Source organism: Thalassolituus sp. UBA675, assembly GCF_002297765.1.
Lineage (GTDB): Bacteria > Pseudomonadota > Gammaproteobacteria > Pseudomonadales > Oceanobacteraceae > Thalassolituus.
Genome location: NZ_DBNJ01000017.1, coordinates 26,251 through 40,809 on the forward strand (window position 1 = coordinate 26,251; position 14,559 = coordinate 40,809).

The 14,559-nt window shown below is 51.6% G+C and carries 15 protein-coding genes; all 15 read right to left on the bottom strand.

Translation table 11 applies throughout. The annotated features are described in order from the left end of the window. Positions 1-4: 4 nt before the first annotated feature. Entirely contained in the window at positions 5-2,332 is a 2,328-nt protein-coding gene (locus tag B3007_RS07475; protein ID WP_301378906.1) for a chemotaxis protein CheA, read from the bottom strand. Positions 2,333-2,344: 12 nt separating this feature from the next. Next, complete coding sequence (locus B3007_RS07480; protein ID WP_068440228.1) at positions 2,345-3,121, bottom strand: protein phosphatase CheZ; 777 nt, start codon at positions 3,119-3,121, stop codon at positions 2,345-2,347. 14 nt (positions 3,122-3,135) lie between these two features. Next, a complete protein-coding gene (gene cheY / locus B3007_RS07485; RefSeq protein WP_068440287.1) occupies positions 3,136-3,522 on the bottom strand; it encodes a chemotaxis response regulator CheY in 387 nt (128 codons plus the stop codon). Positions 3,523-3,679: 157 nt separating this feature from the next. After that, the gene (locus B3007_RS07490) at positions 3,680-4,387 is read right to left on the bottom strand and encodes an RNA polymerase sigma factor FliA (RefSeq protein ID WP_302473559.1); all 708 of its coding nucleotides are present in this window, start codon (positions 4,385-4,387) and stop codon (positions 3,680-3,682) included. A gap of 21 nt (positions 4,388-4,408) precedes the next feature. Further along, positions 4,409-5,227 carry a MinD/ParA family protein gene (locus B3007_RS07495; protein ID WP_076514917.1) on the bottom strand — a complete coding sequence of 273 codons (819 nt, stop codon included), beginning with the start codon at positions 5,225-5,227 and terminating at the stop codon, positions 4,409-4,411. Between the two features lie 6 nt (positions 5,228-5,233). Further along, complete coding sequence (gene flhF, locus B3007_RS07500) at positions 5,234-6,577, bottom strand: flagellar biosynthesis protein FlhF (protein WP_301378903.1); 1,344 nt, start codon at positions 6,575-6,577, stop codon at positions 5,234-5,236. Positions 6,578-6,589: 12 nt separating this feature from the next. Further along, on the bottom strand, positions 6,590-8,800 hold the full coding sequence (gene flhA, locus B3007_RS07505) for a flagellar biosynthesis protein FlhA (RefSeq protein WP_414716218.1): 2,211 nt from the start codon (positions 8,798-8,800) through the stop codon (positions 6,590-6,592). A 94-nt stretch (positions 8,801-8,894) separates the two neighbouring features. Next, the gene (gene flhB / locus B3007_RS07510; RefSeq protein WP_297532876.1) at positions 8,895-10,040 is read right to left on the bottom strand and encodes a flagellar biosynthesis protein FlhB; all 1,146 of its coding nucleotides are present in this window, start codon (positions 10,038-10,040) and stop codon (positions 8,895-8,897) included. Between the two features lie 8 nt (positions 10,041-10,048). Then, positions 10,049-10,825, bottom strand: a complete 777-nt coding sequence (gene fliR, locus B3007_RS07515; protein WP_301378901.1) for a flagellar biosynthetic protein FliR — start codon at positions 10,823-10,825, stop codon at positions 10,049-10,051. 3 nt (positions 10,826-10,828) lie between these two features. After that, entirely contained in the window at positions 10,829-11,098 is a 270-nt protein-coding gene (locus B3007_RS07520) for a flagellar biosynthetic protein FliQ (RefSeq protein WP_297532873.1), read from the bottom strand. 41 nt (positions 11,099-11,139) lie between these two features. Beyond that, complete coding sequence (gene fliP / locus B3007_RS07525; RefSeq protein WP_348655064.1) at positions 11,140-11,907, bottom strand: flagellar type III secretion system pore protein FliP; 768 nt, start codon at positions 11,905-11,907, stop codon at positions 11,140-11,142. After that, the gene (fliO, locus tag B3007_RS07530) at positions 11,904-12,311 is read right to left on the bottom strand and encodes a flagellar biosynthetic protein FliO (RefSeq protein WP_084188740.1); all 408 of its coding nucleotides are present in this window, start codon (positions 12,309-12,311) and stop codon (positions 11,904-11,906) included. Before fliO ends, fliP begins: the two co-directional genes overlap by 4 nt. Then, entirely contained in the window at positions 12,286-12,822 is a 537-nt protein-coding gene (gene fliN / locus B3007_RS07535) for a flagellar motor switch protein FliN (protein WP_068442312.1), read from the bottom strand. Before fliN ends, fliO begins: the two co-directional genes overlap by 26 nt. Positions 12,823-12,834: 12 nt before the next feature. Next, positions 12,835-13,803, bottom strand: coding sequence for a flagellar motor switch protein FliM (gene fliM / locus B3007_RS07540; protein WP_301378899.1), 969 nt, complete (start codon positions 13,801-13,803; stop codon positions 12,835-12,837). A 9-nt stretch (positions 13,804-13,812) separates the two neighbouring features. Continuing rightward, positions 13,813-14,343 (bottom strand): flagellar basal body-associated FliL family protein, encoded by a 531-nt coding sequence (locus B3007_RS07545; RefSeq protein WP_301378897.1) that lies wholly within the window; start codon positions 14,341-14,343, stop codon positions 13,813-13,815. Positions 14,344-14,559 lie beyond the last annotated feature (216 nt).

Here is a 14,559-nt window from a genome sequence, read left to right on the forward strand (position 1 = left end):
TGTGTCAGGCCGCGCTCGATTGTCGCGTTGCATAACGCGTCAGCATGCTTGGAATATCAAGGATCAAAGCAATGCGGCCATCACCCGTAATGGTTGCTCCAGCCATCCCAGCGGTACCGTGGAGCATTTTTCCGAGTGGCTTAATAACAACTTCTTCCTGACCAATTAACTGATCTACGACAAAACCAACTTTGTTTGTACCTACCGAGACCACTACCACATGAGCGGACTCGTCTGCTTTCGCAAACTGCTCGCCTTTCACCAACCAACGCTTGAGATGAAACAGTGGAATTGCACGCTCACGCACAACCACAACTTCCTGCCCATCGACGACATTGGTTTGAGTAAGATCCAGGTGGAAAATCTCATTTACGTTCACAAGCGGAAAGGCAAAGGCCTGATCTTTCAGCATCACCATCAGCGTCGGCATAATCGCGAGCGTTAAAGGCACTTTAATACTGATCGTTGTACCTTCACCTTTGAACGAATCAATCGATATCGTACCGTTAAGCTGTGTGATTTTTGTCTTAACAACATCCATTCCCACGCCACGGCCAGAAACATCGGATATCTGTTCTTTAGTGGAAAAGCCCGGCGCGAAAATAAGATTAAAACATTCATTGTCTGTCAGGCGGTCTGCGGCATCCTGATCCATAACACCTTTTTCTACCGCCTTGCGTCTCAGGACATCAGCGTCCATACCGGCACCGTCATCCTGAATCCGTAGCAGAATATGATCGCCTTCCTGCTCTGCTGAGAGAATGACCGTACCCACGCGACTTTTGCCACTGGCTTCGCGCACATCTGGTTGCTCAACGCCGTGGTCTACCGAGTTACGTACAAGGTGAACCAGTGGATCTGCGAGTGCTTCCACCAGGTTTTTATCCAGATCCGTTTCTTCACCACGCAATTCGAGGTTAATTTCTTTCTTAAGCTGTCGCGCAAGATCCCGAACAACACGGGGAAAACGCCCAAAGACTTTCTTGATCGGTTGCATCCGCGTCTTCATCACGGACGACTGAAGATCACCTGTGACCACATCCAGATTGGCGACCGCTTTCGCCATCGACTCATCGCTGCTCTTGAGTCCCAGACGAACCAGGCGGTTACGCACCAGTACGAGCTCACCCACCATGTTCATAATGTCATCGAGACGCTTAGTATCAACACGGACAGTCGCCTCGGCCATGGCCTCTTTTTCGTTCTTGCGAGCGTCCGGCTTCGCTTTGGGTGCAGAGGACGCAGCAGGAGCGGCAGATTTAGCCGCAGGTTTTGCTGCCTCAGGCTTAGCGGCCGGTGTATCTGCTGGCTTCGGCGTTGCTGCTTCAGGCTTTTTAGCGCCGGTTTCTTCTGGCGCTTTCGCAGCAGGAGGGTTAGCTACTGCCGCAGATGAGCCCTGTGATGCCGTTATGTCTGTTGCACCGGGCTTACCTTTTCCGTGTAAGCGGTCAAGCAATTCTTCAAATTCAGAATCAGTAATCAGATCGCTGTCACCGCCCCCCGCCGATGGCACTGACGCAGCAGGCGACTCTGGAGTAGCTGTTTTTTCTGGTTCATCAGGTGCCGGAGCTTCTGGCTTATTCGATGCCGACGAATCGCCGGGCTTACCTTTTCCATGAATCTGATCCAGCAGAGCTTCAAATTCATCTTCTGTGATTTCATCGTCAGACGCTGATGCAACAGGTCCACTGTCGGTGTCGAACAGATCATCCCCACCAAAAAGGTTGTCATCATCACCAGTATTCTGTGCGGCAGCAGGGGCCTCCGTAGCAGCAGATGCAGCATCAGATTTTTCATCTAACGCATCAAGCAATTGCTCAAATTCATCATCGGTGATGTCGCCGTTGTCCGCATCCGCTGAAGTGCCTTCTGCAGAAGGCGCTTCAGCTTCTTCGACTACTGATTCTTCCACTGCAGCAGCTTCAACTGCTGGGGCTTCGTCCTCAGGCAATGCCAGATGATGCAAATTATCCAGCAAGCTCTGCTCTGCGGGCTCTGGCATTTCACCAGAACGCACACAGTCAAACATTTCATTAACGGTATCCAGAGCACTGAGAACCACATCCATCAGGTCTGCATTCACCGATCGTTTGCCATTACGAAGCGTATCGAACACGTTCTCGGCCGCATGGCAGCAATCCACCAGAGGGTTCAACTGCAAAAAGCCAGCACCGCCTTTTACCGTATGGAATCCACGGAAGATTGCGTTCAGGAGATCCTTATCGTCTGGACTGTTCTCCAGATCCACCAGCTGCTCTGACAGCAGTTCCAGGATTTCTCCCGCCTCTACGAGAAAGTCCTGGAGAATCTCTTCATCAGCATCGAAACTCATTCAACCGCTCCTCTAGAACCCTAAGCTCGACAACAGATCATCGACATCATCCTGGCTACTCACTACACCATCGGCTTTGCTATCGGTCTGTGGACCTTCAGGGTTAATATCCGGGCCTTTATCAGGCGCCGGCGTGCTTTGTTCAAACTCATGGTTGATGCCAGTGATCTGATCAACCTGCCCTGCCATCGAGACCAGTGTGACCAGGCGTCCTTCCACATCGCGAATCAGATTGATCACTTTATGAATGACCTGCCCGGTCAAATCCTGAAAGTCCTGAGCCAGGACAATTTCAGAAAACTGTTTCTTTATTTCCGACGAATCTTTAACGCTGCTGGAAAGATATTCATCAATATCACGACTGAGTTCGCGAAATTCGGAGGTATTCATTTCGCGTTTCATAAATCGTTTCCAGCGAGCAGAAAGTTCCGCTGCCCGATCGCCCATAGCGCCCGCCAAAGGGCCGCCGGCATCGGCGATATCCATCGTGCGATTGGCTGACTTATCCGTCATTTCAAGAACGTACGTCAGCTTATCGGTTGTCTCGGTAATATCAGAAGCGGCGCCAACCGTATCGACATTCAGATTCTTGATCGACTCATGCAAGGCACGGGTCAGTCGTCCGATCTCGTTATACAGTGTGCGATCACGCAACTGATTGAGGTCGTTTACCAGAGCAACTGCTTTACCGAGATCTCCCTGCTCGAGCTGTTCGAGCATATTCTCCGCAAGCGAGCGTATCTCCGAGCCGACCTGGTTGTCCTTATTGTCCAGGTTTACATCCACCATGGCGCTACCTTTAATCAGCCTTCGACGCGTTCAAAAATCTTATCGATTTTTTCTTTAAGTACTGCCGCGGTGAAGGGCTTAACGACGTATCCGTTCACGCCTGCCTGTGCCGCTGCAACGATCTGATCGCGCTTGGCTTCCGCAGTCACCATCAGAACTGGCAGAGTTTTAAGGCGCTCGTCTTCCCGCACATGCTTGAGAAGATCCAGGCCTGTCATCCCTGGCATGTTCCAGTCGGTGACCAGAAAATCGAAGTCGCCATTCTGCAGCATCGGCAACGCTGTTGTGCCATCGTCTGCCTCCTGAGTGTTGGTGAAACCAAGATCACGCAGCAGGTTTTTGACGATACGTCTCATTGTTGAAAAATCATCCACAATGAGAATTTTCATGTTCTTGTCCAAAACGACCTCCAATATACGACTTTTACAAACCAAGCCGGTCCTGAATTAAGTTTAGACCCAGTTAGCGGTTTATCCAGAAAGAGAGAGAAAGAATAGAAAAGAATAATGACGGCGTCTGATATGGTCTGAAAGCGCTGGATGCGCCGGTAGGGAAAAATCAGGCCCAATCACTCAGACGCGCGCGTAAACGGTGTGTGGCTTGAGAGTGCAGCTGACTCACGCGAGACTCGCTGACGCCTAATACAGCGCCAATTTCTTTGAGGTTCAGCTCTTCGTCATAGTAAAGAGCAAGAACGAGCTGCTCGCGCTCTGGCAGGCCTGAAATGGCTTCCGCCAACTGGCGACGAAATGCATCCCTCTCCATGCCTTTTCCGGGCCCGGGGGTGGAGTCATCCATCAGATCGGGAGAACTGTCGTTTTCCAGCAACTCTTCATAGCTGAACAGACGACAACCCGCACTATCCTTCAGTATCTGGTGGTACTCGTCCTGGCTTATACCAAGGACAGCCGCAACCTCACTGTCGTCGGCATCACGACCTTTGACTGCTTCAACCTGTTTAATCGCATCCTGGATACGGCGGGCATTGCGATGCACTGAACGGGGTGCCCAGTCACCTTTGCGTATTTCGTCGAGCATGGCCCCACGAATCCGGATACCGGCGTAGGTTTCGAAGCTCGCGCCTTTGCCGCCATCGTATTTACGCGCAGCTTCAAGCAAACCGATCATGCCCGACTGGATCAGGTCATCTACCTGCACACTGTCCGGTAAGCGTCCCATCAGATGATGAGCAATCCGCTTCACCAGACCCGCGTGTTCCCGGACCAGATCGTCGAAATTAGTATTCTGAACGTCGGAGTACACCAGACAACTTCCCGTCGACACCCGTCATGCTCCTACCTGATCAACCAGCCGGTCCACGAAGAACTCAAGATGTCCGCGTGGCGTGGATGGCAGCGGCCAGCTGTCTACTTTCTTGGCTAACGCCCGGAAAGACGTCGCTGCTTTTGACCGTGGATAGGCTTCAATTACCGCCTTCTGACGCTGTACCGCTCGCTTAACCGCATCGTCAGAAGGAACTGCGCCAACGTATTGCATAGCAACATCAAGAAAACGATCAGTGACTTTGGTCAGCTTGGCAAACAAGGCCATACCGTCCTGCGGTGACTTCACCATATTGGCAACGACACGGAAACGGAACAGACCGTAATCGCGGTTCAGAAGTTTAATCTGAGCATACGCATCCGTGATCGAAGTCGGCTCGTCAGTCACGACTACCAGTACTTCCTGTGACGCCCGGACAAAACTCAGGACAGTATCTGAAATCCCCGCTGCCGTATCGATGATCAGTACATCAATATCGTCGCCGATATCGCTGAACGCCTGAATCAGCCCGGCATGTTCCATTGGATTCAACTGCGACAGTTTCTGGGTCCCCGAAGAGGCAGGCACAATTCTGATACCACCGGGGCCTTTGACCAGAACTTCTCTCAGGTCACACTCGCCCTGCAGCACATTTTCAATTGTCTTGTTCGAGCTGATACCGAGAAGAATATCGATATTTGCCAGTCCGAGGTCGGCATCAAGGATGACGACACGTCGGCCCATTTCAGACAGGGCAATACCAAGGTTTACGGAGACATTGCTTTTGCCAACACCGCCTTTACCGCCGGTGACTGCTATGACCTGTACAGGATGACTCGCCATCTTCAATTAAACTCCGTGTTGAAAGCTTTTCTGTTGTGTTGCCATGTTCATTGCTTCTGCCGCCTGCCAGCGCGTTCTTGCCATCCGCGCCATTTGCTCAGCAAGGTTGACCAGTCTTGATGCATCCGGGTAATGCAGATCATCCGGAATGTGAGGACCGTCGGTAATCAGGGTCAGTGGCAAGCGGGTCAGAGCGGCAACACTGAGGCCAGCCCCCAGGCTGAAACACTCATCCAGTTTGGTGAAAATACAACCATCCAGCCCCGCTGGCTTGAAGTGCTCGTAGTTCTCCTGAAGGCAACGCGCCTGACTTGTCAGAGGCAGCACCAGAAACTTACGAACATCACGACCAGTCTGTTTAAGCATAGACAACTGTGACGAAAAATGTGGGTCCTGACTGGCAAGTCCGGCACTATCGATCAATACCAGTTTCTTCTTGCGCAGCGTGCTGAGCGTTTTCACCAGATCACCATTCTGCAACACCACTTTCATCTCGACACCCAGAATCCGGGCGAACGCCTGCAACTGGTCATGCGCTGCCATGCGATAATTATCAAGCGTCACGAAGGCGACCGAGTCTGGCCCATGGCGCTGAACAAATCGCGCAGCAATTTTGCCCAAAGTAGTTGTCTTGCCTGCACCGGTCGGACCGACAAGGGCGATGGTTCCGCCCTTTTCGAGTACGCCCTGAGGCAGTAACGGCAAGTCGCTCTGGATGACACCCAAGGCGGATTTCCAGGCCTGTTCAAGGTCACCGCTCTGATCACTCATGCTGACCACCCTGTCCGCCCACGCTGGCTCAAGACCAATATCCTGACAACGCTGCCACAACTGCGACTGCTGCCAGGTCAGAGGGCGACGGGTATCCCACGCACTGCCCTGATGACTGACCAGCCAGTCTTTCAGCTCGCGCAGTTCACCCTGCATTTCCTGGAGGCGGGTCTGGTAGGTTTCTTCTGATTGTTTACGCGCTTCAACAGCCTGCTCCGCCAGTCGGGTAGCGGCTGCCACATCCGCTTCAGTGCGACTCACCTGAGCTGACGCTTGCTGAGAATCTCTTTGCTGAGGTGCATAACGCGTCGCAGTGTCAGCTGCATATTCCTGACGCTGAGCGGCACTCGCCCGTGCTGCCTGCTTCGCCGCTTCCAGCTCACGCTGAAGGCGCAGCTGACGATCCAGTTCGCTCTGTTTTGCCGAATCGATCTCTCCCAGCATCTCGCTACTGGCCACAACTTCCATGCCGTTATCCAGGCGTCGGCTAGATACAATAACCGCATCCGGGCCCAGCTCAGCCGACACCATTTTCAGTGCCAGCTGCATGTTGTCTGCGACGAAACGTTTTACCTTCATAATTCAGCCTCGTTACGACTTGCCACCAACGGCAGCAACAATCGTAATGCTCTTGTTGTCCGGCACTTCCTGGTAAGCCAGTACGTGCAGTTGCGGAATACTGTTCCTGACGAACTGCGACATCGCCGGACGTAATTGCGAAGTCACCAGAAGCACCGCTGGGCGGCCTGCCGCTTCTTGTGTCTGCACCGATTCATTCAGTGAGCGTTGCAAGGTATCTGCCATACCTGGTTCAAGAACCAGCCCCTGTTGGCTACCCTGCTGAGCACTCTGTTGTAAGCTTTTCAGCAATAATTGTTCCAGCCCCGGATCCAGCGTCATAACCGGTAATTCGTCGGTATTTCCGAAGATATTCTGAGTAATCATGCGGGCCAGAGCCAAACGAGCGGCAGAAACGAGAGCGGCAATATCTTGACTCTGAGCCGGAGAGTTCGCCAAAGACTCGGCGATAGAACGCAAATCCCGGATAGGCACCTGCTCACGCAGCAGGTTTTGCAGGACCGCGAGAAGCTGACTGATGCTGACTTTGTTGGGCACCAATTCTTCGGCCAGTTTCGGAGATGTCTTCGCCAGCATATCGACCAGATGCTGAGCATCCTCATGACCGATCAATTCATGAGCATGAGTCTGTAATTTCTGATTCATATGCGTCGCAACCACGGTGCTGGCATCGACGACGGTATAACCAAGCGTTTGCGCACGGTCTTTCAAATCTGTGGTGATCCAGTAGGCCTCCATACCGAAGGCTGGGTCGGTCGTCGCCATACCTTCGATTTTGCCGTATACCTGGCCTGGGTTAATCGCCAGCTCCCGCTCAGGATGAATTTCTGCTTCCGCCAGCGTGACACCCATCAGGGTGATTCGGTACTGATTGGGCAACAGATCAAGGTTGTCGCGAATATGTACCGACGGAATGAGAAAGCCAAGTTCCTGCGACAGTTTGCGACGAACGCCTTTAATGCGGCTGAGTAGTTGCCCGCCCTGGTTTTTATCCACCAGCGGAATCAGGCGATAACCCACTTCAAGCCCAACGCGATCTACGGGCTCCACGTCGTCCCAGCCCAATTCTTTAACTTCCAGCTGCTTCATTGCCTCGGCAGCTTTTTCCTGCGGCGCTGCTAAGGCATTACCTGCGCCAGCGCCAGCTCCTTCAAGCGCCGGTGTATCTTTCGGCTTTCCACCCAATCGTCGCACGACTGCATCGCCCAGCTCACCGCCTTCTTTATTCCAGCGAATAACATAGGCAGCCAGGCCAGCCACCAGAGCGGCGCTGATAAATACCGTGTGTGGCATTCCCGGAACAACCCCCATTAACAGAAGTAGACCGGCAGACACAGCCAGCGCGCGGGAAGAACCAAACATCTGGCCAAAGACCTGCTGTCCCATGTCTTCATCGCCACCATTACGAGTGACCATAATGGCGGTTGCAGTCGACAGCAGCAGTGATGGAATCTGGGCAACCAGACCATCACCAATCGCCAGCAGCGTATACGCAGATACTGCATCACCAAACGTCAGGTTGTGCTGAGCCATACCGATGGCAAAGCCACCCACCACGTTAATGATCAGAATCAGAATGCCAGCGATCGCATCACCTTTTACGAATTTACTGGCACCGTCCATAGCACCGTAGAAGTCCGCTTCTGCGGCAATATCTGAACGACGTTTTTTCGCCTCTTCGGCCTCAATCAGGCCAGCATTCAAGTCAGCGTCAATGGCCATCTGCTTACCGGGCATAGCATCCAATGTGAAGCGCGCGCTCACTTCTGAAACACGGCCAGCACCTTTGGTCACCACCACAAAATTGATGATCATCAGAATCATAAAGACCACCAGACCCACGGCATAGTTACCGCCGATCAGCACTTCACCAAACGCCTCAATCACCTTACCCGCGGCATCACCACCTTCATGGCCATACAGGAGCACAACACGGGTTGAGGCGACGTTGAGTGCCAGACGCAACAATGTCGCGATCAGGAGAATGGTCGGGAAAATGGCGAAATCTAATGGGCGTTTTGAATAAACACTGACCAGTAATACGACTATAGATAAAGCAATATTAAAGGTGAAAAAGGTATCCAGCAGAAACGGCGGCAGAGGCAACGTCATCATGCCCAGCAACACCAGCAGCATGACTGGAATGCCGAGGTTGCCCTGCATAAGGATTGAGGCTCCGCTCTTCAGTTGTCCGACTACATTGCTTCCGGAGGCCGCTGCCATTTAGATACCCGTCAAAAAAATGTTCTACCAACTGGGTATCGCAAGAAGTGTTCCCGTTTTAATTCAGACAGTCATTTTTATCGAACTTTTTAAGTTATGAAGGATCTGGGTCGACTCTCAGATCACGAGGAATTGGCATGTCAGGCTTACGTTCAGGCTTCGGCCCTTTCCCCTTAGCGAACTGATCCATCTGATAGATATACGCCAGTACCTGCGCCACGGCGACATACAGCCCCTCTGGTATTTCATCGCCGACTTTGGTGTGGGTGTACAGGGCACGAGCCAATGGCGGTGCCTGCATCTGAGGTACGTTATTTTCTTTGGCGATTTCACGGATTTTTAAAGCAACCCGATCTGAACCTTTCGCCAGCAACACAGGCGCAGCACTGGCGCCCGCGTCGTAGCGTAGCGCAACCGAGTAGTGAGTTGGGTTAGTAATTACAACGTCTGCCTCTGGCACATCGGCCATCATCCGGCGCTGCGCAACTTCACGCTGTAACTGACGAACTTTGCTCTTAACCTCGGGCTTACCCTCGGTTTCTTTATATTCGTCTTTAATTTCCTGCATCGACATACGCATCTTTTTCGTGAAGCTGTATATCTGCCAGGGCACATCAACAATCGCGATCAGTGCCGTCGAGGCACACAGTGCCAGTACACTCCAGATGATAATCGTAATAGCGTGATCAATCGCTGATTCGGTACTCTCGTATTGAATGCGCATCGCATCCTGAAAAAAGAACAGAAGCGTCAACCAGGCGACGGTACCGACGACCAGCACTTTCGCCCATGCCTTAAACAGTTCAACCAGAGAGTTGGCAGAGAACATCCGCTTCAGGCCACTGAGCGGATTTAAGCGGTCGAGTTTGGGCGTGATGGCTTTGCCCGAAAATAACCACCCTCCGACTAGAAGCGGGCCCGCGAACGCGGCGATCAATACCACTACCAGCCAAGGTGCGAGAGCAATCGCCGCTTCTAGTGCTGATGCATCGAGATACGACGTCATCATACCGGTATCAAACGCGGTATCACGATCGAAAGAAAAAGAATGTTTGGCCATCGCAGCGATACGCTCTGACATGAATGGGCCAAACATCAGTAAGCCAGCAGCCCCCATGACCAGTACCATGGTGGTGCCGAGTTCTTTAGATCGGGGAACCTGACCTTCATCCCGCGCTTTTTGAAGGCGCCGGGGGGTGGGTTCTTCTGTTTTTTCCTGACTACTATCCTGCTCTGCCATAACAACCTCTAGAGAGTGATCAGCTTCTTCAGGAACTCGAAGAGAACATCCATGTAGCCATGAAAGCTGGATGCCATCTCATCAATGTCCAGCCACATAATTAACAGCCCGACAATCATGGTTACAGGAAAACCGAGTGCAAAAATATTCAGCTGTGGGGCCGCCCGCGTCATGACACCAAACGCGAGGTTCACAATCAGCAAAGCAGTCATGGCAGGTAGAGAAATCACCACTGCGGCAGCAATCATCCAGCCACTCCAATTGACCAGTAGTCCGAACTGCTCAGCAGAAAAACTGGCCATACCAATCGGGATTGAGCGAAAACTGTCGACCAGTATTTCAATAAGCACCAGGTGCCCGTTCAATGACAGAAATACCAGACTGACCATAAACAGAAACCACTGCGAGATAACGACCACCGATGCGCCCTGACTGGGGTCTACCGTGGTGGCGATACCCAGGCCGGTCTGCATCGCGATCAATTGCCCTGCAATCACAAACACCTGCATCAGCAGCTCGGTTACAAATCCGAGCAAAACGCCAATAAGCAGTTGCTGCAAAATAATAATGACAGACGCAAGGGAGATAGCTTCGACCTTAGGAATCGGCGGTAACAGAGGCACGACAACCAAAGTGACAGCAACGGCAAGAAGCAGACGTACCCGCATTGATACCATGCGGGTACCGATCAGGGGCATCACCATCAAGAGACCGGATATCCGCGCAAAGGGATACACGTATCGGGTAATCCAATGGCTGATATCGAGTGCCTCAAACTCTATCACGGGTCAGCCGATCAGGAAGGGAATATTGAGATAAATTTCACGCGTAAAGTCGAGCACCGCGCTGACAGCCCAGGGGCCAAACATAATCATCGCCAGCAAGGTAACCACTAAACGCGGCAGGAAACTCAAAGTCTGCTCGTTAATCTGGGTGGCAGCCTGAAAAGTACTTACCATCAGACCAATGATCAGACTGGGAACAATAATGACAACAACAATGGCCAGCACGATGTAGAGTGCATTGGTAAAAATATCGCCGATAATCGCTTCAGACATTCTCGCCTCCTGTCGCTGGTGACGTTTTCATAAGACCCTGCCTATATCGTTCCGAAACTATTCGCCAAAGTACCCATGATCAATGCCCAGCCATCAATCAACACGAATAACATAATTTTAAATGGCAACGAAATAATGATGGGCGACAGCATCATCATACCCATGGCCATCAGAATACTGGCGACGACAAGGTCGATGATCAGAAACGGAATAAATATCAGAAAGCCAATCTGAAACGCCGTTTTCAGCTCACTGGTAATAAACGCCGGAATCAGGATATGAATTGGTGTTTCTGCCGGACCTGCAATATCAGTACGACCACTGATACGTACGAACAAATCAAGATCTGTCTCACGTGTTTGCGCCAGCATAAACTCATGCATCGGGACTGCGGCTCGCTCTAACGCTTCAAGCGGTGCAATTTCCTCGGCAAGATATGGCTGAATCGCGTCCGCATTTACGATGCGGAACACCGGCATCATGATAAACAGCGTCAGAAATAACGAGAGGCCAAGAAGTACCTGATTCGACGGTGTCTGCTGCAGGCCAATGGCCTGTCGGAGAATCGCTAATACAACAATAATTCGGGTAAATGACGTCATCATAATGAGCAGCGACGGTAATACCGTCAGTAGCGTCATTAATACAAGGATCTGGATAGTAACTGAGTACTGACCACCGTTGTCATTAGCGGTATAAACAACGGCAGGAATACCGCCAGGGCCAGTTACCGGGGCCGCAGGGTCCGCGCCGAAGGCGAACGCCGGCATCATAAGAAACAGAGGCAGCCAACGCATCAGAGTCTTCATTTGCGTACAGCCTTCTTCAGAATATCGGCAAAATCAGCGGGCTTATTTTCTGCAACATCAATCGGTTGGTCCAGCGTTGCCAGCGTGTTAATGCCGTGCGGTGTAATACCAATCACAAGCTGTTGTTCACCGGCCTGAATAATGGCCACTTTTTCGCGCTGCCCTAAGGGTAGTACCGCAAGTGTTTTCAGGTGTTGAGCACCGCCTGTCCACTGACCAACGCGGGTTTTATTCACCAGCCAGGCCAGACCCACAATAAGGCCAAGTATGAGGATCAGGAAAAGCACGACCTTTCCAGCACTGGCCATCGGTGTCGCTTGCAGCATAGGCGTCACCTGTTCTTCAGCGAACGCCATGCCGGGCAGCAAGAGTAAAAATTTAGCGCAGGCGGTGTATACGTTCACTCTGACTCACCACATCCGTCAGGCGGATACCAAATTTATCGTTAACCATGACAACTTCACCGTGCGCAATCAGGGTTCCGTTCACCAGTACATCCAATGGCTCACCAGCAAGGCGATCAAGCTCTACAACAGAGCCCTGATTTAACTGCAGCAGATTCCGGATAGGTATTTTGGTCGCACCTACTTCCATTGAAATACGAACCGGGATGTCGAGGATGACCTCCAGCTCCGGATTATCACCATTGCCACCAGGGCGACCTTCATCCTGCAGTTCATCAAGCTCAATCTGCTTTACAGGGTCAGGCTCTGGTTCAGGTTCTTCTTCATCTGTTTCTCCCGCTTCTTCCATGGCAGCGGCCCACTCATCGGCCAGCGCCTGATCATCTTCTTCACCTTCCGCTGCACTTTCCTCGCCGCTGGCCTCTTCAATACCACCCGCTACTTCATCAGCAAGTTTCTGAGGATCTAATTCTTCTTCGGGTGACTGATCCTGATCTTTTTCGTCACTCATAACCTGCTCCTGTCAGCGTTTTCTGTGAGAAATCTGTTCTTTAATTTTGACAGCCAGATTCTCATTGGATATGCCCATTTTCCCGGTGAAGATAGGAACGCCATTCGCTTCCAATACAAAGTCTTCGGGGATTTCAATCGGTATGACATCGCCGGTTTTTAATGCGGCAACTTCTCGTAATGTAATATCGCGCTGCGCCAGCGTTCCGTGTATATCGACGGGAGCCTCAAGGATGTCCTCACGGAGCGACTGTTGCCAACGCTCATCAACGTCGTCCACGTCACTCTGGAATCCAGCGTCAAGAACCTCACGCATCGGTTCAATCATCGAATAAGGGATAGTCAGGTGGAGGTCACCACCACCGCCATCAAGCTCAATATGGAAGGTACTGACAACTACGACTTCGCTTGGACTGACGATATTCGCCATGGCTGGATTTACTTCCGACCCCACGTATTCAAACTCAACAGGAATCACCGGCGACCAGGCTTCCATCATGTCGTTGAATACCTGCGTCAGAATCAACTGAACAACCCGAACCTCTGTCGGCGTAAATTCACGCCCTTCAATCTTTGCGTGACGCCCATCTCCGCCAAAAAAGTTATCCACCAGTTTAAAAACGAGTTTGGCGTCCAAAATAAATAATGCGGTGCCGCGCAATGGGCGCATTTTCACAAGATTCAGACTGGTTGGTACATACAAGGTGTGTATGTACTCACCAAATTTCATAATCTGTACACCGCCAGAAGCGACATCAGCGCTGCGACGCAGAAAATTAAACATGCTGATGCGGGTGTAACGTGCAAATCGCTCATTGATCATTTCCAGCGTTGGCATACGTCCGCGGACGATACGGTCGTTGCTGGTAAGATCGTAGGATTTGATTCCGGCCGCATCGACCTCTTCTTCGGGGCCAATGTCGCCGTCGTCTACACCATGCAATAAGGCATCAATTTCATCTTGCGACAGTAAATCCTGCACACTTAATTCCTACTGCATTACAAAGTTGGTAAACAGCACAGCTTCGACACCGTCAGAGCCTGCTTCCCGTTCCATCATTTCCGTGATCGCGCTTTTCAACGCATTTTGCAGAGCAACCCGTCCTTCGGCTGTTCGTAATTTCGCAAACTCCTGGCGGCTGACAATATTGATCACCTCGTTTCTCACCATGGGCTCGTGCAACTCAAGAGCATCTACGATGGACTGCTGACGCGTCATAATTTCGATGCTTGCCTGTACGTATCTCTGACGCGTACCGACCTGAAAGCTGATGACGAATTCTGGTTTCAACTTGACGTACACCGCAACAAGTTCAGGCTCTTCAACGACCTCTTCGACCACTTCTTCGTCAGTGACCTCTTCCTCTTCGCCACCGAGTAAGAAGAAGGCTGCTGCACCGCCCCCCGCCAGTAAAACGATCAGGACGATGGCGATGATGATAATGAGCTTTTTCTTACCACCACCCGACTGCTCTTCTTCGCCTTCCTGACCTTCCAGCTTAAGGTCCTGTTCTTTTGCCATTCGGAAATCTCCTGTATGAAGTCAAATCTGCAAAGCTTGTGCCACGTTTTTTCGCCAAAAAAATGACATCAAACCCCACGATAAGTCTGACTTCAGTGTAGAAGTAAATTGCTGTGGCGGCCGATGGAATTGGCCAATCAAACAGAGGACGCGAAGAGGCCGATGGGCCGGAGTCTCAGTTAGCTATAGAGAGAATGGGAATGTCAGGCCTGACGC